The sequence below is a fragment of the Pseudomonas sp. V98_8 genome (genome assembly GCF_029967975.1).
Taxonomy (GTDB): Bacteria; Pseudomonadota; Gammaproteobacteria; order Pseudomonadales; family Pseudomonadaceae; genus Aquipseudomonas; species Aquipseudomonas umsongensis.
In genome coordinates this window covers 12,910-35,527 of the sequence record NZ_JASCAE010000029.1, presented here as the reverse complement: position 1 = coordinate 35,527, position 22,618 = coordinate 12,910, and the positions used below count along the sequence as shown (strand labels likewise).

Below are 22,618 nucleotides of genomic sequence, written 5' to 3'. Positions count from 1 at the left end.
TGGAAGGGACGCAGAGCGTCCCGGGCTGCATTCCCACGCGGAGCGTGGGAACGATCAATTGTCAGCAATGCGCGCCAGCGTGTTCCAGGCGATGGAACAACCGGTTGAAATACACCAGGCTATCGCGCGGTTCGCGCACGCCCACCTTGTCCAGCTCCACGAACATCACCGAGTGCGAGCCCACTTCCTTGCACTCGGTGATACGCCCTTCCAGCTGCACCAGAGCATCACGCAGCACCGGCACATCGGCGGCGCCGTCGTCCCACAGGTCCCAGGCAAAACGCTCGGCCATCGGCACCTGGGTCATGCCGGCGAAGTGACGGGCCAGTTCTTCCTGTTCGCCACACAGCACGTTGACGCACAGGCGGCCATTGCTGCGGAAAACGTCGTGGGTGGCGCTGTTGCGGTTGACGCACACCAGTACCGTGGGCGGCGAGTCGGTCACCGAGCACACGGCGCTGGCAGTGATGCCGCAGCGCCCGCCCGGGCCGTTGGTGGTGATGATGTTCACCGCAGCAGGCAGCTGCGCCATGGCGTTGCGAAAGTCGATTTGCTGCTGGCTCAGGTCGGCCATGTCGATGCCCCTTCCTTCAGGAGGACCGCTCTGAAGCGGCCCGTAGGTGATGGAACAAGACTAAGGCTGTGGGCACGGCGCAACCATTCCTGCGATCCCCATGGCGAGGTTAGGTTTCCGCTAGTCGACTAGGTGGTTTCTTTATCGCAAGGGCCCGCGACAGTGGGTATCCTGCTTACAGGCTGGACAAAACACAGCCGATGCGTGCCGCGCGTTCGCGTGCGAAAACAATAATTAGAAATTTCGTGGCAGCCCCTGATGGAAACCCGCAAACCGATTGTTTACATCGTTGACGACGACAAAGACCTGCGCACCTCGCTGGCCTGGCTGCTGGAGTCGGTCAGCGTGCAGGCGCAGTGCTTCGCTGGCGCCGAAGAGTTCCTCAGCCAGTACGACCCCAGGCAGCCCGCCTGCCTGGTGCTGGATGTGCGCATGCCGGAAACCAGCGGTTTCCAGCTGCAGGAGATCCTCAACCAGCGCGGCAGCACCTTGCCGACCATTTTCGTCTCGGCCCATGGCGACATTCCGATGTCGGTCACGGCGATGAAGAACGGCGCCCTGGACTTCGTCGAGAAGCCCTACAACCCGCAGCAGATGATCGACCGCATCCAGGCCGCGCTCAAGACCGCCGTGCACGCCCAGGCCGATCAGCAGCAGCGCCAGAACCTGCAGGGCAAGCTGGCGCTGCTGACCAGCCGCGAGCGTGAAGTGTTGATGCTGGTGATCGATGGCAAGGCCAGCAAGGTGATCGCCCGGGAGCTCAACATCAGCGTGAAGACCGTTGACGTGCACCGCACCAAGATCAAGGAAAAGATGGGCGTGAGCAGCATTGCCATGCTGGTGCGCGAGGTGTTGCACCTGCCGGTGGACGAGCCGGCGCGGCATTGATCTACACCCCGGCGCCGCCTTCTGTAGGAGCCGGCTTGCTGGCGAAGGCGTCGGATCAGTCACCGAAGATGTTGGATGACCCACCGCTATCGCTGGCAAGCCAGCTCCTACAGGGGATGTGTTGTATCAGTGCTGGCTATAGCGCTTGCGATAAGCACCCGGCGACACGCCAAAACGCGATTTGAACGCCGACGAGAAGTAGCTGGAATCGGAAAAACCCCAGGCGTAACACAGCGCCGACAGCTTCTGTTCGACATCGGCCCGGCGCAGGTTTTCCGCGCAGAAGTCCAGGCGCCGGTGCTTGATGTATTGCGCCACCACCAGGCCGCGCTTGGAGAACATCCGGTACAGGCCGCGCACGGAAATCCCCACCTCGCGGGCGATCAGTTCAGGGCACAGTTCTTCGTCGCTCAGGTGCGCGTCGATGAAGGCGATGATCTTGCGGAACTGCCGCTCATGGGGATCGGCAACGCTGTCACGGGCGCTGATCCCCGGCAGCAGCAGGCTGGCCAGGGCGTCGAGCACGGCCTCGCTTTCCTGCATGTCCAGCCCTTCCTGCTGGCGAGTTTCCAGTATGAGCTTGTTGGCCATCGCGGCCAGAGGGCTGTTGGCGCCGATGCGCGTGGCGCAGTTCACCGCATTGAAGTGCGAACCCCGCTCCACCACCTGACGCGGCAGAATCAGCGACAGTTGGCGCGAGTCATCGTTGTAGGTCATGTCGCTCGGACGGCTGGCGTCGATCAGGGCGATGTCGCCACAGCCCAGTCGCGTGCGGTTGTCGCCCTGTTCAAGGTGCGAGCTGCCGCGCAGCTGGAACACCGCGTAATAGTGGCCGTCGCTGCTGGTGCTGACGTCCTTGCTGGTGCGATACAGATGCACATGCGCCATGTCGACCACACTGAGGTTGATCGCGCCGCTGCGAAATTCCGTCAGTTGGCCGTAGAAGTCGCTGTCCAGCGCCCTGGCGTCAAAACGCCCGCAGGCCTGGTTCACCTGGCTCAACCAACTTTCGAACGCCTCATTGCGCACCGTCGATGCTGTAGTCATGTCCGCAAAGCCTCACAGTTTTGTTGTTATTCTCGACCGCTTCGCCGAGCGGTTCGGTAAATAGTGTTTCGTACTCCAGCCATCCCCTCCCTTGGCGGCCGCCGGGCCTCATTCAACAGACTCCGGCGTCGGCTTTCCAGCGTGCAAAGCGATTAAATGTCCAATACCAGACGAGCGGAAAGTGCCCGTGAAACGCAGGCGCAAATCTGCTGGTTGGAGGCCTTTTCCTTGTTGGAAAGGCAGTTGTCGCGGTGCTCCGGCACGCCTTCCAGCACTTCGACGATGCAGGTGCCGCAGATGCCTTCGCGGCACTCGGTGTCGATGTCGCAACCGTGGGCCTGCAAGACGTCCACCAGGCTGGTGTTGGCCGGCACTTGCAGCACTACGCCGGAACTGGCCAGCTGCACTTCGAAACTGCCGGCCGGAGCGCTGTTGGCCGCCGGATCCGCAGCGAAGTGTTCAAGGTGAATGGCCTCATCGGCGCGACTGCGCGAAGCCACTTCCACCACTTTGTTCATGAACGGTGCCGGGCCGCAGGTGTAGACGTGGGCCGTCGGGTTGGCGCGATCCAGGCATGCGCTCAACGCAGCGTCCAGATCGCCCGGTTCGACGCCGTAGTGGAACTCTACGTGATCGGCGAAATGCGTTGCCAGCAGTTCGGTAAACGCGGCGTACTGCGCCGAGCGGGCGAAGTAATGCAGGCGATACGGCTGACCGCTTTCCGCCAGTCGATAGGCCATGCTCAACAGGGGCGTCACGCCAATGCCGGCGGCGAACAGCACATGTTCGCGGGCATCCGGATCGAGGCGGAACAGGTTGCGCGGCGCGCCCATTTCCAGCTCCATCCCCTCTTGCACTTGCTCATGCAAGGCCTGCGAACCACCGCGCGACTGCGGCTCTTTTTTCACCGCCACCAGGTAGGCGCGGCGATCCTGTGGGGGGCTGCACAGCGAGTACTGGCGGGTCACCCCGGTCGGCCCGGTCAGGTCGACGTGGGCACCCGGTTCATAGGTGTCGAGCGGCTGGCCGTCACTGCGCACGAGGCGAAAGGAACGGATATCCTGCGCTTCTTCGACGATCCTTTCGATTTTCACCTTCATCATGGCATCACCTGAATACTGTTATTTTGGGTACTGCATCCTGTAGGAGCGAGCATGCTCGCGATGAACCTGAGGTCGCCACGGGGTGTCAGGTTTCCCGTGTCATCGTTGACGACCATCGCGAGCGTGCTCGCTCCTACAGGGGGCATTTTTCTGTGGCTTAGCGCATGAACAGGCCGCCGTTGACGTCCAGGCACGCGCCGGTGACGGACGTTGCGTTGTCGGCGATCAACAACAGCACGCTGTCGGCGATGAACGCCGGGTCGCCGAGGGTGCCGGCCGGGATCATTTTCAGGATCTGTTCCAGACGCTCCGGGGCCACGGTTTCACGCACGACCGGCAAGTCCAGCGGACCTGGCGAAATGCTGTTGACCGTCACCCCTTGCGGCGCCAGTTCACGGGCAAAGACTTTGGTCAGCGTCGCCACGCCGCCCTTGGCCGCGGCGTAATGCGCGCCGGTGGCGGTGCCGCCGTTCTGCCCGGCCAGGGAAGCGATGTTGACGATGCGACCAAAGCCGCGCTCGGCGAAGTGCGCACCGAACACCTGGCAGGCGACGAAGGTGCCGCGCAGGTTGATCGCCATCGAGTCATCGAACTCTTCGGGCGTGATGTCCATCAGCGCCGCGACTTTCGACACCCCGGCGTTGTTCACCAGGATGTCGCAGCCGCCCCAGTGCTCGACCAGCACGTCGCGGGCATGCTGGAAATCAGTCTTGCTGCGTACATCCAGCTCAATGGCGATAGCGCTGGCACCGCTGGCATCCAGTTCGGCAGCCAGTCGCCGCACGCCATCGAGGCGCACATCGGCCAGGGCGACGCGATAACCCGCCCCGTGCAGACGGCGGGCGATGCACTCGCCCAGTCCGCGCGAGGCACCTGTTACAAGGGCTACTCGACTCATGATGTTGCCCTCAAAGGAGGAAGCCGAGCGCGCTCAGGCTGTCGGTGGAGTTGATCAGCCGTACCACTTTGCGCTCCAGGGTCGGCACGCCATCGGTGAAGCGGATGCGGTGGTTCAGGTCGGCCACGAACGGTGTGTGCACGCCGCGTTTGTAGGCGTACAGCAGCTGCGCCGAGTTGACTTCGACGATGTCGCCGGCGGCTTCGACCAGGCGGAAACGCGAGACCGTGCGAATGGTTTTCGCCGCATCCACCGCCGACGGCGAGTAACCGGCGGTCAGGCGTTCGATGCGCAGCTCACGCATGCGTGCGTCGTCGTAGGCGTAGTTCAGCGTCGCCTCGAAGTCTTCGGTGTCCGGGTCGATCGGCACGATGTACTTGCCGCTTTCGCTCCACAAGGTCGCCCACTCGGCATAGTGCTTGTGGTCGAGCAGCTCGGCTTCGCGCCAGATGAATTCGATAGCCTGGGCCAGCGGGCCGGAAAAACCGTTCAGGGTGTCGTGATTGCTCATTGGCTCATCATCCTTTTCCACATGTCGTAGGCTCCGCGCATGCCGCCCTCGTCGGTGGCGTGGCTGACCTTGTCGCCGTTTTCAGCGGTGATTTCGCGGTTCAGGCCGCGGTTGACCAGGATTGGCGCATCGACGCCGGCGTACGAGCCACGCTGCACGCGGTCCCAGGCTTCGGCATCGTCAGGGCTGCCGAAACCGAACGGGCCCTGGAAGTGTTCGTGAATGCGCATGCGTTCGCGGTTGGCGATTTCCGGGCCGCCGTCCATGCCCAGGGCAACGTGACGGATCTCGGTTTCAGTGACCGATACCGGACGCAGCACGCGAAAGAACGACATCGACATGGCCACGTTGGGGAACAGGTTCAGGTTGAAACCGGCGCCGTGCAGCGAGCGCACGATGCGACGCACCTGATCGGCCGGCAGGGTCTTCGACAGTTCTTCGGTGACGTGGGCGAAACGCTCTTGCAATTGTTCGGTGCCGTCGTCGTGATCGAGGTCGACGTGCTCCGGCACCATCACCATCACGCTGTGGCCGTTGCCCAGGGAGTGAGTGACGGCCTGCTCGTCGGTCATGAACGACAGCATCTCCGAGGTTTCTTCATCCACCGACGACATGAACGACTTGTGCACGATCGGGAAGTGGTAACCGTCAGTGGTGTTTTCCAGCTGGATCTTCCAGTTGCCCTTGAAGCTGAACTTGTGTTCGCCCTGGGTCTTGATCGGGTAACCGGCGCCCTGCTTCATGAACAGGTCCATCCAGTGTTTGGCGCCACCGAGGAAATCTTCCAGCGGTTCGATCTGGTCGTTGTAGCTGGCGAAGATCATCCCGGCGTAGCTCTCGACGCGCAGGCTGGTCAGCGGCAGTTCGGATTTTTCCAGGATGCCTTCATAACCATCCGGATACGGCAGCGCACGCAGCTTGCCGTCCAGGCCGTAGGACCAGCTGTGGTACGGGCAGGTGAAACCGGTAGCGTTGCCCTTGTGCTTTTCACACACGGTGGCACCGCGGTGCCGGCAACGGTTTTCCAGCACGTTGATGTTGTTCTTCTTGTCGCGAACGACGATCACCGGGCGACGGCCAATGGTAGCGGTCTTGAAGTCGCCGCTGTTGCGCACTTCGCTTTCGTGGGCGACCCACACCCAGGTGCGGTAGAAAATTTTCTCGAGCTCGGCTTCGAACAGCGCCGGGTCGTTGTACAGCGAGACGTCGACGCGGTCATGCTGGACCAGGTCTTCGGGGCTTTTCGACGTTGCGATCAGCCGGTATTCATGAGTGCTCATGCGGTTCTCCTCATGGCTTCTTGTTAGATTTAAAGGGTTGAGGCTTGCAGTTGCGCACCAAAGGCGCAGACCAGTTCGTCCTGACCTTTGCGACCGACAATCTGCAGGCCGACTTTCAGCCCGCCGCAATCGAGTTCCACCGGTACCGTCAGCGCCGGATGGCCACTGAGGTTGAAAGGACGCGCCAGCGGGGTCATGCCGGCCACGGCCTTACTGGCGCTACGCGCTTCGCTCAGCGTGGGTGGGAGGCTCGGCAGTGTCGGCAACAGCAGCACGGCGAAGTCTTCCAGCGCTGCATCCACTTGTTGGGTAAAGCGAGTACGCACGATTTCGGCCTCTGCGAGCTCTTCACGAGTAGTGCGGCTGGCTGCGAGCAGACGGGTTTCCACATCGGCGCCGATCAGGCCCTTGCCGGTCAGGTGGCCGAACGCTGCCCAGTTTTCGAAATTGATCACGGTCAGGCCGGCGGCGAACGCCGCTTCGAATTCGCTCAATTTCAGGTGGCTGCGGCGCCAGCCCGCGCGGTCGGCAGCAGCACCGAGGCTGGCCTGCAGGTGCGCGTCGCAGGCCACGTCGAGGAAGCCGACTTTGGCGCCGTCACCTGGCAAACCTTGCAGGTTGAAACCTGGGCAAATCACCTGCATGGCGGCGATCAGGTCGTCCATGGTCCTGGCGAACGGCCCCACGCAATCGAGGCTGGAGGCCAGCGGATGCGCGCCGATACGACTGACACGGCCGTAGGTCGGCTTGAGCCCGGCAACCCCGCAGCACGCAGCAGGGACTCGCACCGAACCACCGGTGTCGGTGCCGATCGCGATGTCCGCCAGGCCCGCCGCGACGGCAGAAGCCGAGCCGCTGGAGGAACCGCCGGGCACCCGATCAGGTGCTTGAGGATTCACCGGCGTGCCAGTCCAGTCGTTGATGCCGGTAACACCAAACGCCAGCTCATGCAGGTTGGTCTTGCCGACGATCTGCCAACCCGCGTTGAGAATCGCGTCCACCACTTCGGCGTTTTTCGTCGCCGCCGGTGCGTCGGCGAAGGCGCGGCTACCGGAGCGGGTCGGATAACCGGCGATGTCGATGGAGTCCTTGATGGCTACGCGCTTGCCATTGCCACCGAGGAGAAATTCGCTGATGAAAGTACTCATGCACCCTTCTCCTCTTTGTACAAATAAGTGCTGAACAAGCGTTGCGTGCGAAAATGCGCGATCCGCCAGACGCCGTCGACACAGCGGAAATCGATGTTCAGGCGAGTGCCGAACAGTTCGCTGCGCTGATCGGCGTAGGTGGAAATCTGCTGCATGATCCACTGCCCCTGCGCCGTGCTGCCGTCGACCACGATCGACTCGCTGGTGAGGTAATGCAGGTTCAACTGGAAGTGATCCGACGGCGGCAGGTAACCGCCGACAAACGCCGCCACGGCCTCGCGTCCACGATGCTGGCCGAAGGTCTGCGCGGTCTCGCGCCCCACGCCTTCCCAGATCGCATCGACGCAGAACAGCTCCGCCAGTTCGCTGACCTGGGTCGGCGCCCGCGGCACGTCGCAGAGGTCCATGTAGCGCGCCATCAAGCGACGCACAGCGCTTTCCCCTTCGAGCGTCGCCAGACGCAGCAGCAAGGCCTCGTCCATGGCTTACACCCTGGCCGCGTCAGGGATGGTCAGCGGACGACCGATGCGCGCTTCGACCTTGGCGTAGCGCCACAGGCTGTATTCGTTCACAGGCGTTGTGCGGAACAGGTTGCAGGCGTCGATCACCGACTGGTGGCAGTCGACGTCGGCCATGATGTACACGGTCCAGGGCGAGGTGGTCGACGGGCCGACCATCAAGCGGTCGTCATCCATGGCTCCGAGCACGGTGATGCCGGGCATCGCGCCGAGATCCGCCATCATCCGGCTGAAGCCCTTCCATACGCTCAGGCCTTCGCCGGTAGGCAGGTCGAAAAAGTTCTGGGTGATGCCGATGCAGAAGACGACGCGCAACGGTTCTTGAGTGGTTTGAGTCATGTGTGTTGATCCTTGTAAATGAAGCTCTGAAATAAAGTGTTCAGATGTAGCCCGGGAACGGCGCAACGCCGAGGAACACCGAACCGGCGCCGTCATACAGTCCTTCGCTGAGGAACGCGTGCTGGGTCACCACCATCGAGTCGCGCAGGTAACGCTGCAGCGGATGGCGCAGGTAAATGGCGGTGGTACCGGCCAGGCCGTAGGCGCTCTGCACCACCTCGGCGCCGGCCTGGGACACGTGAATGGCGGACAAGCGCAACAGGCTGGTCTGCTCCGGGGTGACCGGATTGCCGGCGAGGATCGAGTGCCATACCTGTTCGGTCGCGCTGTAGAAGAAGCCGCGAGCGGCGCTGAGCTTGGCTTCGGCCTTGGCGATTTCGATGCGCACATAAGCGCGGTCGGACAGTTTCGGCGCACCGGTGATGCCACCGCCACCCGCCATGCGACTGATTTCATCGAGGGCAGCGCGGGCAAGGCCCAGGTTGACCACCGCCAGCACTTGCGCGGCGTAGGCAATCGAGGGATAGCGGAACAGCGGCTCGTCGATGGTCGCGACACCGCCACGGATGAAGGTCCAGCGCTCGTCGACGCGCTTGTCGGACACCCGCAGGTCGTGGCTGCCGGTGCCTTTGAGGCCGACTACGTCCCAGTTCTCGATGATCTCTACCTGCTCCGGGCGGAACACGGCGGTGCGCGGCTTGCCGCCTGCAGCACCGATGCCCACGCCCAGCAAGTCCGCGCCCTTGCAGCCGCTGGCAAATTTCCAGGTGCCGTTGACCTGATAGCCGCCCTCTACCGACTCGGCCGGTTGCAGTGGAAACAGGCCGCCGGCGAACACCAGGTCCGGGCTATCGGCATAGAGTTCAGCCAGGGTTTCGCGTGGCAACGCCGCGAGGTAGACACCGGCACTGCCAAAACTGGCCACCCAGCCAGCGGAGCCGTCGGCTTCGGAGATGCGTTCGATCATGTGCAGAAACTTCGCCGGCGCCAGGGCGTCGCCGCCGTAGCATTTCGGCGTGGCGGCGCGGTAGATGCCCACCTGCTTGAAGCGTTCGATCATGTCCCGTGGCACATGGGAAACGCTGTCGAATTCGTTGCGACGTTGGCGCACTTCTTCCAGCACCTGCGCAAAGGCCGGGCTGTCGACGACATTCTCGTCAACACCGATCGGTGCGTCTTGTTGCACGACCGCTGAACGCAGCATGGGCTTTCTCCGTTTTGCTTATTGTTAGTGGGGGCCACACCGCACCGCTGTCTGTAGGAGCTGCCGAAGGCTGCGATCTTTTGATTTTGTTTTTGGATCAAGATCAAAAGATCGCAGCCTTCGGCAGCTCCTACAGATAAAGGCGTGGTCACCCTTGCATTGCGGTCCAGTGTAAAAACCGGATGCCGGCGCAACTATTGGTGCGTGCAGCCCCCCGCCTAAAGAAATCCCCTAGATCCACACCGGTTACCTCTGAGCGCATGCCGCTGTGCGAGCAGGTATAAAACGCCATACTGCAAATCTCTGCCGCCAGGGGCCGTGTGATGTACCAGCCAAAACCGAACGACTTCCATGCGCTGATCGAAGCCATGCCGCTGTGCATCATTCTTCACGATGCGCAGACCAAGGAAATTCTCTGGGCCAACGCTGCCGCCCTGGCGGCGCTGGGTTTTACCCTGGAGGAACTGACGCCGCTCAAGGCCCCGGACATGACCCGCGACGCACCGAAGTACCGGCGCTCGGTGGGCCTGCGCTGGCTGGAAGGTGCTGCGCGCACCGGCCAGGGCGCCATCGAGTGGTGCTATCGCTCCAAGCAAGGGGTGGAAATTCTTTCCGAGGCCGTGGCGACCCTGGTGCACCTGGACGGTCGGGATGTGTTGATGGTGCAGTTCCGCGACATCTCCAAAGAGGACAAGGTCAAGCGTGACCTCAAGCGTTTCGAAAGCCGGCTCAAGGCCTTCATGCAGGATCTGGCCGAAGGTGTGGCGGTACTCGGTCCCGAGGGCGATATCGGTTTTATCAGCGACTCCGGCGCGCACTTGCTCGGCAGTGAAGTCCACCCGTTGATGGGCCAGAACTTCCTGGCCTGGTGCGACGAGGCCTCGCGCCAGCGGCTGCTGCAAAAATTCGCCCATGAGACGCCGGAACACACGCCCTTCAACGTGCATTACCAAGTGCGGCGGCGGGACGGGGAATGGCGCTGGCATGACGCAACGTGCCGTTATATAGAGATTGAAGATGACCTGGTCGGCCATCTGCTGCTGTTCCGCGACGTCACCGAGCAGGTGCAGGCCGAAGACGCGCGGCGGGTCAGCGAGCAGAAACTCGAATACCTGGCGCGCTACAACGCCATGGGTGAAATGGCCGTGGCCATCGCCCATGAACTGAGCCAACCGCTGGCCGCCACGCGCAACTTCATCGAGGGCGCGGTGATTCGCCTGGGCAATGCAGCTGACGCCGATCAAGGCGTCACCTGGGGTTTGCAGAGCGCTGTGCGGCAGATCGAGCACGCCTCGGTGATCATCAAGAGCGTGCGCGATTACGTCGTTAAACTGGAGCAAAGCGAAGAGCTGATCGACCTCAACGAACTGCTGCGCGAAACCCGCTACTTCATCAGCCTGCGGGCCGACCCGAGCCAGGTGCGCGTGGAAGTCGTGACCTCGCCCGCGCCGCTGCAGGTGAGTTGCGAGAAGGTATTGATCGGCCAGGTGATCCTCAACCTGGCGTTCAATGCGATCGAAGAAATGGCCGACCTGCCGCTCGAACGTCGGATTCTGCGCATTCATGCCAGCGCCGCCGACGGCGTTGCGCTGGTGCGCATCGAGGACAACGGCCGCGGCATCCAGGCCGAGGCGCAAGAGAAGCTGTTCGACGGCTTCTTCTCGTCCAAGGTCAGCGGCAACGGCATTGGTCTGGCGCTGTGCAAGAACATCATCGGCCGTCACCGGGGCGATATCTGGGCGCAAAACCTGGAACCCTGTGGTGCGGTGTTCAGCTTTTCCCTCCCCCTGATCCCCCCCGCACTCTGATCCCCCCCGACACTGGCACAGATACACAAACACTTGGCAGGCAGGGCAATTCCCGCGATTGCCGGGCGAGGCACTATTCGATGGTCAGAATCTGCCCACTCACCCGCGATCCGCGTTACCAACATTTCAGGAAGTTCCCCTTATGCGAACAAACAGGATCTCCGTACAGTCAGCGCTAGGCCTGAGCCTGCTTGTACTCGGCTTGAACAGTGCCCGCGCGGATTTGCCCGCCGACACCGGCATCGGCCAGACCACCCTGGCCTTCCCCGCTGAACCGCACCGGGCATTCGTCGTCGATGTCGAGTTCGAAAGCTTCGTCGCCGGACGTGTCACCGTGGTCGACCCCGACCAGAAACGCGTGCTCGGCATGGTCCCGACCGGCTTTGCCGCGCCTTCGGCCCTGAGCCATGACGGCAAGCTGATCTACAGCGCCGACATCTGGTATTCGCGCGGCACCCGCGGCACCCGCACCGACGTGTTGACCGCGTGGGACAGTTCGACCCTGTCGCCGGCCTGGGAAGTATTGATCCCGAACAAGCGCGCCGAATCGCTGACCCAGCGCTACGGCCTGAAGACCAGCGGCGATGACCGTTTCGTCTACGTCTACAACTTCACCCCGTCGACCTCAGTCACTGTGGTCGACACCCAGACCAAAGCGGTTGCCTCGGAAATCGCGATTCCCGGTTGCGTGCTCAACTACCCGGTGGGCAAGCGTCGCTTCGCCTCGCTGTGCGGCGACGGCAGCCTGCAGGTGGTGACCCTCAACGATCAAGGCCAGGAAACCGCGCGCAACCGCACGCCGTTCTTTGACCCGAACGCGGAAAAACTGGTGGAGCGCGCGGTCAACGTCGGCGACACCTACTACTTCACCACCACTACCGGCACCGTGCGCGCCGTGGATTTCTCCGCTGACGCGCCGAAAATCCTGCCGAGCTGGTCGCTGGTCACCGACGAAGAGAAGAAAGCCGGTTGGGCCCCGGGCGGCTGGCAGCTGATGGCGGTCGCGCCGAAGCTGAACCGCTTGTACGTGCTGATGCACGACGCCCACGAACCGATGAAGTGGGAAGACCCGAGTCCCTTGATCTGGGCCTTCGATCTGAAGACTGGAAAGAAAATCGCCACCCTGGAAGCACCGGTACCGGTGTGGAGCATGCAGGCCACCGGCGACGACAAGCCACTGCTGCTGGGCACCGACGTTGAAGGCGGCTTGCAGATCTTCGACCTCAAGACCAACCAGCACACCGGCAGCATGGCCAAGGTCGCAAAAACCGCGACTCAGGTCATGAGCTACTAACAGAGATCCGGCCATGCAATCAGATCCGATCTTCATCATTGCCAGCGCCATCGCCATTGCGGTGCTGCTGGCCAGTGCCGCGACCCACAAGGTGCGAGCGCCAGCGCGCTTTCGCAAACAACTTGCCGATTATCAACTGCTGCCCGACGCGCTGGTGCGCCCGAGCGCGCGGTTGATCCCGCTGCTGGAACTGGCCATTGCGTTCGCGTTGCTGGTGCCGGTCAGCCGCCCCTGGGCAGCGTTGAGCGCGGCCAGCCTGCTGGCGCTGTACGCCACCGCCATCGGCATCAACCTGTGGCGTGGGCGTCGCGACATCGATTGCGGTTGTGCAGGGCCCGACCAGGCACAACCGCTGCGCCCTGTGCTGCTGCTGCGCAACAGCGTGCTGGTGGCGCTGGCATTGCTGGCAAGCGTAGCGCCGGTAGTGCGCGACATGACTGTGTTCGATGGCTTCGTGACCCTGGCTTCGGCCGCCGTCGCGCTGCTCATCTACGCCGCGGCCGATGGCCTGGCGGCGAACTCCCCTCTTCTGCTCAAATTGATTGGTAGGTAATCACAATGGAAGGCTTGATCGTTTCCAACGTTCTGCTCTGGGTATTGCTGGTGGCCGTGGCGTTCGTCGTCATGGGCCTGGTCCGTCAGATTGGCGTGTTGCACGGCCGTCTGGCCCCGGCCGGCGCGCTGATGATGGACAAAGGCGTGGCCGTCAACGAAGCCGCACCGCAAGTGACCGCTGCCGATCGTAATGGCCGCCCGGTGAACTTCGGTTATGCCGGCGAGAAATCGCAACTGCTGTTCTTCCTCTCGCCGACTTGCCCGATCTGCAAATCCCTGCTGCCGGCGATCAAATCCATCGCCAAGGAACAAGCCAGCACGCTGGACGTGGTGTTCGTCAGCGATGGCGACATGGACGCCCAGCAAGCGCTGATCCGCGAGCACAAACTCGAAGACGCCACTTATGTAGTCGGCCCGGAAGTGGGCATGACCTACCAGATCGGCAAGCTGCCGTACGCTGCCCTGATCGACAAGTCCGGCACCCTGCGCGCCAAAGGCCTGGTCAACTCCCGCGAGCACCTGGACAGTCTGTTCGAGGTCGAGCACCTCAAGCACGCGACGCTGCAGCAATATCTCAATGCGCAACCCCACGACCACGCTCATGACCATAGCCACGGCCATAGCCACTGATAAGGCAGGGAGACCTTCATGAAACTGCTGGATCTGTTATTCGAACGCTCCTCGCGCCGTGTTGCCGACACGACTTCGCGCCGCAAACTGCTGGCTCGCATGGGCTCGCTGATCGTCGCCGGTGCCGCCCTTCCCGTGCTGCTGCCGCTGGATCGCACCAGCAAGGCGCTGGCCGCCACTGACCCGAAAGCCGGTGATCCGGGTGATCCAAACAGCTGTGACTACTGGCGCTACTGCTCCATCGACGGCTTTCTGTGCAGCTGCTGCGGCGGTTCGGTGACGTCCTGCCCACCGGGCACCGAAGCCTCGCAAGTGACCTGGATCGGCACCTGCCGCAACCCGGCCGACGGCAAGGACTACATCATTTCGTACAACGACTGCTGCGGTAAACAAAGCTGCGCCCAGTGCGCCTGCACCCGTAACGACAGTGAAGAACCGGCCTACCGCCCGTTCAACAACAACGATGTGAACTGGTGCCTGGCCGCCAAGTCGCACATCTATCACTGCACCGTTTCGATCATCCGCGGCGTGGCGGTCTGACACGCACCACCGCCGGCTGCCCTGGCACCGGCATCGGTCCCCTGAAGGAGCGAGCATGCTCGCGAAAAATGTCCAGACAACGCGCACATCCAGACAGGGCGCGTAATCGTTGACGTCCATCGCGAGCATGCTCGCTCCTACAGGCCCCCCTCCAAGGAGACATCTGATGCGCAAGTTGCTGGTCCTCGGTCTCGTCTGCGCCCTGACCACCCCGCTCGCCCAGGCCCGGGCCATCCCCGACCCGACGCAGCGCCACGCGCCGGGCAACGAGGAACTGCAAAAGCCCATCGCCGAAGCCGGCTACAGCGTGGGCGTTAACTATCAGTTGCAATGCGCCGGTTGCCATCTGGGCAACGGCATGGGCTCTGCGGCCAATGACACCCCGAGAATGACGGGATTTGTCGGCAACTTCCTGAAAGTCCCGGGCGGCCGTGAATTCCTGGTGCGCGTGCCAGGCATGTCGCAATCGGCGTTGAACAACGCGCAGCTGGCCGACCTGCTCAACTGGCTGATGCGCGAGGATGGCATGGCCGGCAAAAGCCGACCCGCCGATTACCAGCCCTACAGTGCCGACGAAGTGGCGGCGTTGCGCGCCAAAACCATGCTCAACCTGCCAGGCACTCGCGCTGAACTAATCAGCAAGATGCGCGCCCAAGGCATCGCCATCGAAGACGGGATGAATAACTGACAGCGCTGCCCATGCGCTGCTCACCCATGCTTCCCTGCCCAGGCAATCCAGGTACTACCGATGGTCGTATCACCCTCCCAAAAGCAGGCCGCCCGGTGCCTGCGTGCATGCCGCAGACTAAACTTCGTCCATTGCGTGAATGAATCCACACTGCTGCTAAAGTGATAGCACGGGATGCCGCGTTCTCCCCAGCTTTGCGAATTTCGGTGGACGGTGGATTTCTCGACTATAAGTAGCTTGCCGTTGAGGCTAAAGCTCTGAAACGAAGGTGGTTTTGACCTGGATCGCGTTCGGGTTGGGCGCGAGGGGGCAGCAAAAATGGGATCTGATCATGATTTTTGAGCCGAGCAGTAGCCGTTCCGTACTCCAGCGAAGAAGCAGTACCAGTATCTTTATCCAGGCAGGCCTCGATAGCCTCGCTGTCACCGGTGTCGCGTGGTACCTGATTGTTTATCACATAGGTTTCATCACCCAGGCTTATGTGATCATGGTCCTGTTGCTGCTGGGGGCGCTTGCGGTCGTCTACGACCACTACGCGATTTATCGAAGCAATGTCGTGTTTGCCGTCAAGGCCTTCAAACTGTTCAAGGCGTGGACCGCCGCCTTTTGTTTTCTCGTCGCCATGGCCTTTCTTACGAAACAAAGCGAACAGTACTCACGCTTGCTGGTCGGTGAGTTGTTCGTCATCGGGTATTTTGCCCAACTGCTTTTGCACCTCGCGACCCGTGAACTGCAAAAAAAATTCCTGGCCCACCCCACCCAACGGGACAACGCGCTGATCATCGGCTCGGGAGAGCTGGCGGACTTCCTGCACCAGAAAATCAGCAACAATCCCTGGCTGGGTGAACGGGTAGTCGGCTCCGTGTTGATCGGGGCGGCCGACGACCGGGGCAAGGATGGTTCGGAAAACCCCAACCGCCTGGCGATACTGGGTCATATTTGCGATCTTGACGACCTGGTCGTCCAGCATTCGATCCGCACCGTCTACTTCGTCACGCCACTGGACGGCTCCCAGGTGATCAAGGATGTGTATCTGAAGCTGTTCGACAAGCACATCTCGGTCAACTGGGTGCCAGACATCTTTTCCCTGCGCTTGATCAACCACAGCGTTCGCGAGATCGCCGGCATTCCCGTGCTGACCTTGTCCGAGACGCCACTGATGGGCATGCGCCTGCTGCTCAAGAACCTTGAAGACCGCGTGCTGGCGTTTCTGCTTTTGCTGATTGCGGCGCCAGTGCTGGCCATCGTGGCCATTGCCATCAAGCTCGACAGCCCGGGGCCGGTATTCTTTCGCCAGCAACGGATGGGCTGGAGTGGCGGACCGTTTCGCATCTGGAAGTTCAGGAGCATGGTGGTCCATCAGCCCGAAGACGGTGTAGTCAAGCAAGCACAAAAGAATGATCCGCGCATGACCCGGGTCGGCGCCTTCATTCGACGCACCAGCCTGGATGAGCTACCGCAGTTGTTCAATGTACTGATGGGTGAAATGTCCCTGGTCGGGCCGCGTCCGCATGCCATCCAGCACGACGCGCAGTATTCACCCGACATCGCCGACTACTTTGCCCGCCACAACATCAAGCCAGGCATTACTGGCCTGGCTCAAGTGCGTGGCTATCGCGGTGAAACCAAAGACATCGAACAGATGATTCGCCGGGTGGATTCGGACATCGAATACATCAACAACTGGTCCCTGTGGCTCGACTTCGTCATCCTTGCCCGGACAGTGACGGCCTTCTCCGGCAAACATGCCTACTAGTCATACCTTGATTGCATGAGCCGCCCGGTAACGCTGACGACCAGCGTTACCGGGTTAAGCACGAGGCTGCAAAAGCATCAGGCCGGGAACAGGTCGAGGGTGCGCTCAACCTCATCGGGATCGATCCGGAAACCTTCGCCGTCGGGGGAGCCCACCACAAAACCGAAGTTTTGCCGGTCGCGATCCGTCAGGTATTTGAAGAAGCAGACGAAACGGTCAGGGGGTTGCAGGACCAGCAGTGAGCCGCCGGGTGCAAGGACATTGACGCCGTGTATGAGCTGACTGCCTTCGATGCCGATCACGGTCCTGGCGCCGGCACAAGCCGCGACGATGGTCGCCACATCGGATTTCGAGGGGTCGATGATGCGAAAGCCGCGGCGCTCGCGCAGACGTTCAGCCAACTCCAGTTCATTGCGCAACAAACGCAACTCACCCTTGTTGCCCCGCAGCACGAACACCCCTGGGTGAGAATTGACGTTGACATGGGACAACAACTTTTCCGACATTGCGCGAAAGCGCAGGTGCTTGTGGCGGTTCTGGCTGATGTCGTCAAAGATCACCAGTTCACGAAAAAAAGCGTTGCGCATACGCAGCGGATTCATGCCCAGCCACTTTTCATAACCGGGGGCGTGAAGTATCCCGTGCCGGGTTGCGCTGACTTCGGTTTCAGCGAGTTCCGTGGTCACCGGAACCCCGAGCTGGCTCGCCATGGGATAGGTGATGCAATCATCCACCATCCACGATCCAAACCACTTGTTGCCGCCCACGGTGCAATACATCGCGGCGCGATCGATTTCGTGTTCTATGCGAATCTTCGGCAACCAACCGGCCCTGGGCGATAACCAGGATTTGGCATCACCTTTGTAAAGCGCGCCGTCGATCAGCCAGGCGTCCTTGAGCAGAAAGGCGCGAGTCGGGCCGTGCTGCACGAGACCGTTGCCCTCCATGGTGCGACGGGGATGTTCGAAGGGATAAAACTGCCATCCCGTCACGCGTTCAAGCTGGTTGGGCAGGTAAAAAGCCGGGGGTGCAATCGATTCATCGGGGGGAGCCACGTTCCAGGTTTTCACCGCGACACTCTGCAGGTCCAGCGGTGCTTTCCTGGCAACTTTCTCCTTGAACATGTGTTTATACGCAGCAAAACTCCATTTCGCCCCAGCGCCGCTCACCAACATATTCGATTGCGACATAAGGATTACCACTCTAATGCGTTTAAATACAATTAGCGCTTGTCGTCCTTGTGCGCACTATCAAACTCCAGTCAATTACAAATGATATTTTCCATGACAGGCGGTGCCTTCAGATGACCGTATCGAGCGCGTAAAGTCTCGAGCAGTTGTTCCGGTGGCGCCTTGGCGCAATGAAGATAGACCTTGCTGAGACCGCCAAATCCCATTTCGCGATAGCGCTCGGCAATGTCCTCATCACTTTGCCCGTCCGGCAAACCCAGATGCAGGGTGAGTTTTTTACCCTCTACGGCAAACAAGGGTGTTTCCCAAAGAAATTGCGCGACGCCCACCTTGGGCAGCCGGACAAACAAATAGCCGTGGTTATTCAGGGTATCGACATCGCCGCCACGCCTTCTTTTCCATTCCAGCAAGCCGTCGTCCGGGCGCGCCAGGCAAGTGCCGATATCGTAATAATCAAAGCCGTTTTCCAGCGCCCATTCCAGCGCCATGAAGGTGGTGATCGAGTTGATTTCCCTAAGCTTTTTCGCATCCGAATAGACTGTTTCGGGGTAGCCGAAACGGATCGTGCTCCAGTAGCGCTTGCCCGCGCGGGTAATCACGCAGCCAAGGTGACAGGCGACCACCTCGTCTTCCAGCAGCACCAGGTCCAGGCGGCCGGCGGTTTTGGCCACCCTTCGCACCTCCTGCTGCTCAATCTGCGAAGCAGAAGTACCATGCCTTGCACTGGCATAGGGTTGCAGCATGCCTTGGTCGGCGCTTTCGATTTCATCGTCGTTCAACGCCTGTTTAAGGCGATAGCGCAAACGGTTCTTGCGAAGATTGCGCCGCAGCTCAGAGTTATATCTTGCGGTGATGTCCTCGATCGAGCGGCCCAGGGGAACTACGGCGCTGAGATATTGCGGCACACAGAGTGCGCCCGGCGTCGGTATTTCACTGACGAACACCGTTATGCCTGATTTATTCGCCTTAAGTTGCTGATTGGCTACCTGAGGTTCAGCACCCATGAGAACTTTCACGAATTCACGCTGTGCCTTACGCCCCATATAGAGAATGTCGTAAGGACTCTCTTCGCGCAGCTTGAACCTGACAAATTCCCAGCGCCAAAAACAGGCTCGACCGGCAATATCGCGCAGCCAGGCATGGGCTTTCCTCAGTTCAAAGCGTACCGACGGCGTAATCAACTGACGCAACAGTGCCTTTACATATTCTTTCATTTGGCATTAACACTAAATGATTAAGGAAGATTATTCGAAAGTTCGAATCAAGGAATAACGAACTGAATTCAGGCTTCAACACGATGGTGGCCGGCGTCAAACTTTCGTCGCCATACGCATCAAAGGCGAAACAAATCATTACCGCGTCAGCAAGTCGTCGCTTACATGAGCAGTAAAGATGCTACGCCGGAGTTTTGCAAGATATTACGGTGCCAAGCCTGTTCCTGCGGCACGCACCTCACCCCCGAGTCGGTACCGGGCAGGCAAGCGTTCTCAATATGAACAGAGGGTTACCGACCACATAACGGCTGAACAGCCGCTTGGGTTCACTGAGCAGCCTGAATACCCACTCGCAACCCAGGCCTCGCACCCATTGCGGAGCGCGACTCACCTTGCCGCCGAGAAAGTCCAGGATCGCCCCGCCACACACGATCAGGCAGGGCACGCCGCTGGCCGCCAGCCGGGCGGCAACGATTTCCTGCTTGGGCATGCCCATGCCCAACACCACCAGTTCCGGCTGATGTTGCCGGGCAAGTTCAAGGTAGGTCTGCACATCGTCGAAACCATGGTGGACAGACACGACATTGACTGCCAATGCCGTTTGGCAATGCTTTGCCGCATGGGCCAGGAAAGGCTCTTGCGTGCCCCATAACGCCACGCGCCGTCCTTTATAGGCCGACAGTAACTTGGGGATGAAGTCCGTGCCGTTCATGTTCAACCCCGGCTCCCTGCCCATTCGTCGAAACAGGATCGACATGCCGGAGCCATCGCGCAGCAACACGTCGGCGGCGGACAGTGCCTGGTAGTAGGCATCGTCCCTGGCAACCAGGTTCATCGCATGGGCGTTGACGAACCCGAGCACCGTTGCCCGTTGCGGCCAGGCCAATGCCTCGATCAAGCGCTGCTCTTGATCGCTATCGGCGATGACCTTGAGTGACTGGATGATCGTTTGCCAGTTGTGCTGCCAGGCTAATGCACGCATCAGGAGTCATCTCGCTTGGAGCGCACCCATTCAACCTGGCGTTTAACCAGGAAGCCCAGGTACAGGGGGATTTTCTTCAGTGCGTATAACGGTGCATACAGCAACGCGGAAAACGCGATGATGGCGCGACCGAACTGACTCCACGCCAGCAAGATGGTGATCATCAACATGACCACCCCCACCGATGCGATCAATGCCGGCAGCCACGCACCGAACAGCAGCAACACCAACCAGGACAGGACAAACGCCGCGCCCAACAACAACGTCAGCAACGCCAGTGGCGGCACCAATAGATCCAGGGTCATGGCCAGCAGGTTGAAGTTGCGTCGGGCAAGCGACTCCACCAGTAATTTGGGCGCGTCACCCAGGATCACGCCCAGGTGACCATGCTCCCAACGCGTACGCTGGGTCGTGAGGCCTTCGTCACTGCGGGGGAAATAGCTGGTCACCAGGGCATCGGGGCAAAACATCGGTGGCTTGCCGCTACGACAGAAATCCAGGCCCATTTTCAGGTCTTCGACAATGTGACCACTGGCAAGCGTGATCAAGGGCAGGTCCCGCCAGACGAACGCCATGCCCGTGCCCATCAGCTGACAGGGCAGCCCCAGCCGGGCCCAGCCTTGCGGTCGCACCCGATTTTTCACGCACCAGGCAAACTCGGCGATCTGCACCTTCAGCCCCGCACCCGCTGGCGCACGCATCAGGTCAAGCGCCTGGGTCGGCCGCCCCGAGTCGATGCACTGAATGGCCAGGCGTTCGATGAAGCCCTCGTTCACCTGGCAATCGGCATCGACAATGATCAGCACTTCCGGCGCATCGCTGGCCAGGTGACGCGCGCCAAAATCCAGTGCATAGCCCTTGCCACGCTGCTGGGCATTGCTGCGCTCCACCACCTCGGCGCCGGCCGCCCGCGCCATCGCGGCGGTGTCGTCCGAGCAGTTGTCGGCGACCACCAACAGGCGGTCGCCCTCCTGCAGTTGCGGGCGCAGGCAATTCAAGGTGGCCTGGATAATCGAGGACTCATTATGGGCCGGCACCAGCACCGCGACCCGAGGTCGCGGGCGTTGTGCGAGTGCTTGCGCACGCACCGGCAAGCCCGCCAGCAGCACCTGCACGAACAGCACCAGTACCGGCAGGAGGATGATCGCCAGCGGTACGCCGAGTAGCCAATTGAGGAATGTGATCATGCTTGCGCCTTGAACAGGTGAGCCAACTTGGTCGCTTCGGTATCGATATCATGGCGCTCCAGCACACGCTGATAAGCCGCTTCGCCCATGCGCTGCAACTGCTCGACCGGCTGCGCCAGGCAGTCCGCCAGCGCCACCGCCAACTCTTCCACCGCGCCCGCGGGAAACAGCCAGCCGTTCTCACCCTGGCGCACCAGCTCGGGAATGCCCGCCACATACGTGGTCAGCACCGGCCGGCGCAACGCCATGGCTTCCATGATGACCACCGGCAAGCCTTCGGCGAAGCTGGGCAACACCAGGGCCCGCGCGGCGAGAATTTCCATGCGCACCTGTTCGCTGCTGATCCAGCCGGTGATTCGCACACGCGATTGCAGGCCGTGCCGGGCAATCAATTCTTCGATCTGCGGGCGCATTTCGCCGTCGCCAGCCAGGACCAGCTCGAATGCCACGCCTTGTTCGGCCAAGCGGCGAGCGGCCTCCAGCAACAGCAATTGGCCCTTCTGCTCACACAGGCGCCCCACGCAAACCAACCGCGGCGCGGACGGCACCGCCACTGCGGGCACATCGTGAAAGGCCCGCTCCAGGCCACAATGCACAACCTTGACCCGAGCCCAATGCGCCGGGTCGACCCAGCGATACAACTGGCTGCGCCCATAGGCACTGATGGCCGCGACAAACGCCGAGCGCCGGACTTTCTCGCCCAGGTGAATGAACTGCGGTTTGTCGAACTCTTCCGGACCGTGCACGGTAAAACTGTACGTAGGCCCGCCCAGTGCGTTGGCCAGCATCACCACTTCGGTCGAGTTGGTGCCGAAATGGGCATGCACGTGCCGGGCACCGAACGCCTGCATCCAGGACAGCACGCGGCAAGCTTCGAGCAAATAGACCAGATGGTACGGCCAGGAACGATCGGCGCGCCGCCCCATGCGCAGCGCCAGCCAAAGCGTCGAAAAGAACCGCCGCGGTTGGGTACGCAGCACCTGCAGCGCAGGTCGCAGCAGCGCTTTGACGCCACCCGCCAGCACGTATTGGGTCTTGCTGCGTTCGGACTCGTCCTCGGCGTCCACCAATTCGGCATCCCAGCCTCGCAACGCGATGCGTTGGACCTCAAAGCCCTGGCGCTCCAGCGCCAGGATCTCGCGACGAATGAAGCTATGGCTGACCTTCGGGTATTGATTGATGAAATAAGCGATACGCATGGGCACCCGGCTTGAATGTCGTCGAAGTTGTTACTGCAGGTACCCCCACAGTAGTCCAGTAACCG

The 22,618-nt window shown here is 61.3% G+C and carries 23 protein-coding genes and 1 pseudogene; 8 read left to right on the top strand and 16 right to left on the bottom strand.

All coding sequences use genetic code 11. The features are described from left to right. Window positions 1-61: 61 nt before the first annotated feature. Window positions 62-574, bottom strand: a complete 513-nt coding sequence (gene hpaC, locus QLG10_RS08350; RefSeq protein ID WP_110750647.1) for a 4-hydroxyphenylacetate 3-monooxygenase, reductase component — start codon at window positions 572-574, stop codon at window positions 62-64. A gap of 258 nt (window positions 575-832) precedes the next feature. Here hpaC and QLG10_RS08345 point away from each other — a divergent pair, with 258 nt between their 5' ends. Continuing rightward, window positions 833-1,462, top strand: a complete 630-nt coding sequence (locus QLG10_RS08345; protein WP_008062087.1) for a response regulator — start codon at window positions 833-835, stop codon at window positions 1,460-1,462. A 126-nt stretch (window positions 1,463-1,588) separates the two neighbouring features. Here QLG10_RS08345 and feaR read toward each other — a convergent pair whose 3' ends face one another. The 10 genes and pseudogenes from feaR to QLG10_RS08300 all read right to left on the bottom strand — a co-directional run bounded on the left by feaR (window position 1,589) and on the right by QLG10_RS08300 (window position 9,510). After that, window positions 1,589-2,509: a transcriptional regulator FeaR gene (gene feaR, locus QLG10_RS08340; protein WP_110750651.1), complete on the bottom strand. Its 921-nt coding sequence runs from the start codon at window positions 2,507-2,509 to the stop codon at window positions 1,589-1,591. A gap of 152 nt (window positions 2,510-2,661) precedes the next feature. Further along, a complete protein-coding gene (locus QLG10_RS08335; protein WP_110750652.1) occupies window positions 2,662-3,612 on the bottom strand; it encodes a PDR/VanB family oxidoreductase in 951 nt (316 codons plus the stop codon). 38 nt (window positions 3,613-3,650) lie between these two features. Beyond that, window positions 3,651-3,758 (bottom strand): annotated as a pseudogene (locus QLG10_RS29595) (outer membrane lipoprotein carrier protein LolA); the annotation flags it as partial. A gap of 11 nt (window positions 3,759-3,769) precedes the next feature. Next, complete coding sequence (locus QLG10_RS08330) at window positions 3,770-4,510, bottom strand: SDR family oxidoreductase (protein ID WP_110750654.1); 741 nt, start codon at window positions 4,508-4,510, stop codon at window positions 3,770-3,772. 10 nt (window positions 4,511-4,520) lie between these two features. Continuing rightward, the gene (locus QLG10_RS08325; RefSeq protein ID WP_110750656.1) at window positions 4,521-5,021 is read right to left on the bottom strand and encodes an aromatic-ring-hydroxylating dioxygenase subunit beta; all 501 of its coding nucleotides are present in this window, start codon (window positions 5,019-5,021) and stop codon (window positions 4,521-4,523) included. Then, complete coding sequence (locus QLG10_RS08320; protein ID WP_188264892.1) at window positions 5,018-6,301, bottom strand: aromatic ring-hydroxylating dioxygenase subunit alpha; 1,284 nt, start codon at window positions 6,299-6,301, stop codon at window positions 5,018-5,020. The genes QLG10_RS08325 and QLG10_RS08320 overlap by 4 nt, the downstream gene beginning before the upstream one ends. Before the next feature lie 29 nt (window positions 6,302-6,330). Continuing rightward, on the bottom strand, window positions 6,331-7,449 hold the full coding sequence (locus tag QLG10_RS08315) for an amidase (protein WP_282486750.1): 1,119 nt from the start codon (window positions 7,447-7,449) through the stop codon (window positions 6,331-6,333). Continuing rightward, window positions 7,446-7,931, bottom strand: a complete 486-nt coding sequence (locus QLG10_RS08310; protein WP_188264890.1) for a nuclear transport factor 2 family protein — start codon at window positions 7,929-7,931, stop codon at window positions 7,446-7,448. The genes QLG10_RS08315 and QLG10_RS08310 overlap by 4 nt, the downstream gene beginning before the upstream one ends. A gap of 3 nt (window positions 7,932-7,934) precedes the next feature. Beyond that, the gene (locus QLG10_RS08305; protein ID WP_248679568.1) at window positions 7,935-8,306 is read right to left on the bottom strand and encodes a hypothetical protein; all 372 of its coding nucleotides are present in this window, start codon (window positions 8,304-8,306) and stop codon (window positions 7,935-7,937) included. Between the two features lie 40 nt (window positions 8,307-8,346). Beyond that, window positions 8,347-9,510 (bottom strand): acyl-CoA dehydrogenase family protein, encoded by a 1,164-nt coding sequence (locus tag QLG10_RS08300; protein WP_282486745.1) that lies wholly within the window; start codon window positions 9,508-9,510, stop codon window positions 8,347-8,349. Between the two features lie 323 nt (window positions 9,511-9,833). Here QLG10_RS08300 and QLG10_RS08295 point away from each other — a divergent pair, with 323 nt between their 5' ends. The 7 genes from QLG10_RS08295 (at window position 9,834) to QLG10_RS08265 (ending at window position 16,781) form a co-directional block, all read left to right on the top strand. Beyond that, on the top strand, window positions 9,834-11,318 hold the full coding sequence (locus QLG10_RS08295; RefSeq protein ID WP_282486743.1) for an ATP-binding protein: 1,485 nt from the start codon (window positions 9,834-9,836) through the stop codon (window positions 11,316-11,318). Between the two features lie 142 nt (window positions 11,319-11,460). Continuing rightward, window positions 11,461-12,612, top strand: coding sequence for an amine dehydrogenase large subunit (locus QLG10_RS08290; protein WP_110750669.1), 1,152 nt, complete (start codon window positions 11,461-11,463; stop codon window positions 12,610-12,612). Between the two features lie 13 nt (window positions 12,613-12,625). Next, window positions 12,626-13,165 (top strand): MauE/DoxX family redox-associated membrane protein, encoded by a 540-nt coding sequence (locus QLG10_RS08285; protein WP_248678639.1) that lies wholly within the window; start codon window positions 12,626-12,628, stop codon window positions 13,163-13,165. 5 nt (window positions 13,166-13,170) lie between these two features. Next, complete coding sequence (mauD, locus tag QLG10_RS08280; RefSeq protein ID WP_008062109.1) at window positions 13,171-13,797, top strand: methylamine dehydrogenase accessory protein MauD; 627 nt, start codon at window positions 13,171-13,173, stop codon at window positions 13,795-13,797. 18 nt (window positions 13,798-13,815) lie between these two features. Continuing rightward, complete coding sequence (locus QLG10_RS08275) at window positions 13,816-14,337, top strand: methylamine dehydrogenase light chain (RefSeq protein ID WP_008062110.1); 522 nt, start codon at window positions 13,816-13,818, stop codon at window positions 14,335-14,337. A gap of 166 nt (window positions 14,338-14,503) precedes the next feature. Next, window positions 14,504-15,025: a cytochrome C gene (locus QLG10_RS08270; protein ID WP_110750675.1), complete on the top strand. Its 522-nt coding sequence runs from the start codon at window positions 14,504-14,506 to the stop codon at window positions 15,023-15,025. Between the two features lie 331 nt (window positions 15,026-15,356). Continuing rightward, a complete protein-coding gene (locus QLG10_RS08265; protein WP_033039829.1) occupies window positions 15,357-16,781 on the top strand; it encodes an undecaprenyl-phosphate glucose phosphotransferase in 1,425 nt (474 codons plus the stop codon). 77 nt (window positions 16,782-16,858) lie between these two features. On the opposite strand, the gene QLG10_RS08260 is transcribed toward QLG10_RS08265, so the two are convergent. From QLG10_RS08260 to QLG10_RS08240, 5 genes are all read right to left on the bottom strand, one after another. Continuing rightward, window positions 16,859-17,971: a glycosyltransferase 61 family protein gene (locus tag QLG10_RS08260; RefSeq protein ID WP_282486729.1), complete on the bottom strand. Its 1,113-nt coding sequence runs from the start codon at window positions 17,969-17,971 to the stop codon at window positions 16,859-16,861. Window positions 17,972-18,042: 71 nt separating this feature from the next. Next, window positions 18,043-19,185, bottom strand: a complete 1,143-nt coding sequence (locus tag QLG10_RS08255) for a hypothetical protein (protein WP_110750679.1) — start codon at window positions 19,183-19,185, stop codon at window positions 18,043-18,045. Window positions 19,186-19,423: 238 nt separating this feature from the next. Next, complete coding sequence (locus tag QLG10_RS08250; protein ID WP_282486726.1) at window positions 19,424-20,167, bottom strand: WecB/TagA/CpsF family glycosyltransferase; 744 nt, start codon at window positions 20,165-20,167, stop codon at window positions 19,424-19,426. Further along, window positions 20,167-21,354 (bottom strand): glycosyltransferase family 2 protein, encoded by a 1,188-nt coding sequence (locus tag QLG10_RS08245; RefSeq protein ID WP_188264885.1) that lies wholly within the window; start codon window positions 21,352-21,354, stop codon window positions 20,167-20,169. Before QLG10_RS08245 ends, QLG10_RS08250 begins: the two co-directional genes overlap by 1 nt. After that, window positions 21,351-22,553 carry a glycosyltransferase gene (locus tag QLG10_RS08240; protein WP_188264884.1) on the bottom strand — a complete coding sequence of 401 codons (1,203 nt, stop codon included), beginning with the start codon at window positions 22,551-22,553 and terminating at the stop codon, window positions 21,351-21,353. The genes QLG10_RS08245 and QLG10_RS08240 overlap by 4 nt, the downstream gene beginning before the upstream one ends. Window positions 22,554-22,618 lie beyond the last annotated feature (65 nt).

Excerpts from the sequence above, each read along its gene's own strand:
- mauD (WP_008062109.1), top strand. The coding sequence starts at position 13,171 with ATGGAAGGCTTGATCGTTTCCAACGTTCTGCTCTGGGTATTGCTGGTG.
- QLG10_RS08260 (WP_282486729.1), bottom strand. The coding sequence starts at position 17,971 with ATGTCGCAATCGAATATGTTGGTGAGCGGCGCTGGGGCGAAATGGAGT.
- feaR (WP_110750651.1), bottom strand. The coding sequence starts at position 2,509 with ATGACTACAGCATCGACGGTGCGCAATGAGGCGTTCGAAAGTTGGTTG.
- QLG10_RS08345 (WP_008062087.1), top strand. The coding sequence starts at position 833 with ATGGAAACCCGCAAACCGATTGTTTACATCGTTGACGACGACAAAGAC.
- QLG10_RS08285 (WP_248678639.1), top strand. The coding sequence starts at position 12,626 with ATGCAATCAGATCCGATCTTCATCATTGCCAGCGCCATCGCCATTGCG.
- QLG10_RS08330 (WP_110750654.1), bottom strand. The coding sequence starts at position 4,510 with ATGAGTCGAGTAGCCCTTGTAACAGGTGCCTCGCGCGGACTGGGCGAG.
- QLG10_RS08310 (WP_188264890.1), bottom strand. The coding sequence starts at position 7,931 with ATGGACGAGGCCTTGCTGCTGCGTCTGGCGACGCTCGAAGGGGAAAGC.
- QLG10_RS08305 (WP_248679568.1), bottom strand. The coding sequence starts at position 8,306 with ATGACTCAAACCACTCAAGAACCGTTGCGCGTCGTCTTCTGCATCGGC.
- QLG10_RS08255 (WP_110750679.1), bottom strand. The coding sequence starts at position 19,185 with ATGAAAGAATATGTAAAGGCACTGTTGCGTCAGTTGATTACGCCGTCG.
- QLG10_RS08265 (WP_033039829.1), top strand. The coding sequence starts at position 15,357 with ATGATTTTTGAGCCGAGCAGTAGCCGTTCCGTACTCCAGCGAAGAAGC.
- QLG10_RS08320 (WP_188264892.1), bottom strand. The coding sequence starts at position 6,301 with ATGAGCACTCATGAATACCGGCTGATCGCAACGTCGAAAAGCCCCGAA.
- QLG10_RS08295 (WP_282486743.1), top strand. The coding sequence starts at position 9,834 with ATGTACCAGCCAAAACCGAACGACTTCCATGCGCTGATCGAAGCCATG.
- QLG10_RS08325 (WP_110750656.1), bottom strand. The coding sequence starts at position 5,021 with ATGAGCAATCACGACACCCTGAACGGTTTTTCCGGCCCGCTGGCCCAG.
- QLG10_RS08240 (WP_188264884.1), bottom strand. The coding sequence starts at position 22,553 with ATGCGTATCGCTTATTTCATCAATCAATACCCGAAGGTCAGCCATAGC.
- QLG10_RS08290 (WP_110750669.1), top strand. The coding sequence starts at position 11,461 with ATGCGAACAAACAGGATCTCCGTACAGTCAGCGCTAGGCCTGAGCCTG.
- hpaC (WP_110750647.1), bottom strand. The coding sequence starts at position 574 with ATGGCCGACCTGAGCCAGCAGCAAATCGACTTTCGCAACGCCATGGCG.
- QLG10_RS08245 (WP_188264885.1), bottom strand. The coding sequence starts at position 21,354 with ATGATCACATTCCTCAATTGGCTACTCGGCGTACCGCTGGCGATCATC.
- QLG10_RS08300 (WP_282486745.1), bottom strand. The coding sequence starts at position 9,510 with ATGCTGCGTTCAGCGGTCGTGCAACAAGACGCACCGATCGGTGTTGAC.
- QLG10_RS08275 (WP_008062110.1), top strand. The coding sequence starts at position 13,816 with ATGAAACTGCTGGATCTGTTATTCGAACGCTCCTCGCGCCGTGTTGCC.
- QLG10_RS08315 (WP_282486750.1), bottom strand. The coding sequence starts at position 7,449 with ATGAGTACTTTCATCAGCGAATTTCTCCTCGGTGGCAATGGCAAGCGC.
- QLG10_RS08335 (WP_110750652.1), bottom strand. The coding sequence starts at position 3,612 with ATGATGAAGGTGAAAATCGAAAGGATCGTCGAAGAAGCGCAGGATATC.
- QLG10_RS08250 (WP_282486726.1), bottom strand. The coding sequence starts at position 20,167 with ATGCGTGCATTAGCCTGGCAGCACAACTGGCAAACGATCATCCAGTCA.
- QLG10_RS08270 (WP_110750675.1), top strand. The coding sequence starts at position 14,504 with ATGCGCAAGTTGCTGGTCCTCGGTCTCGTCTGCGCCCTGACCACCCCG.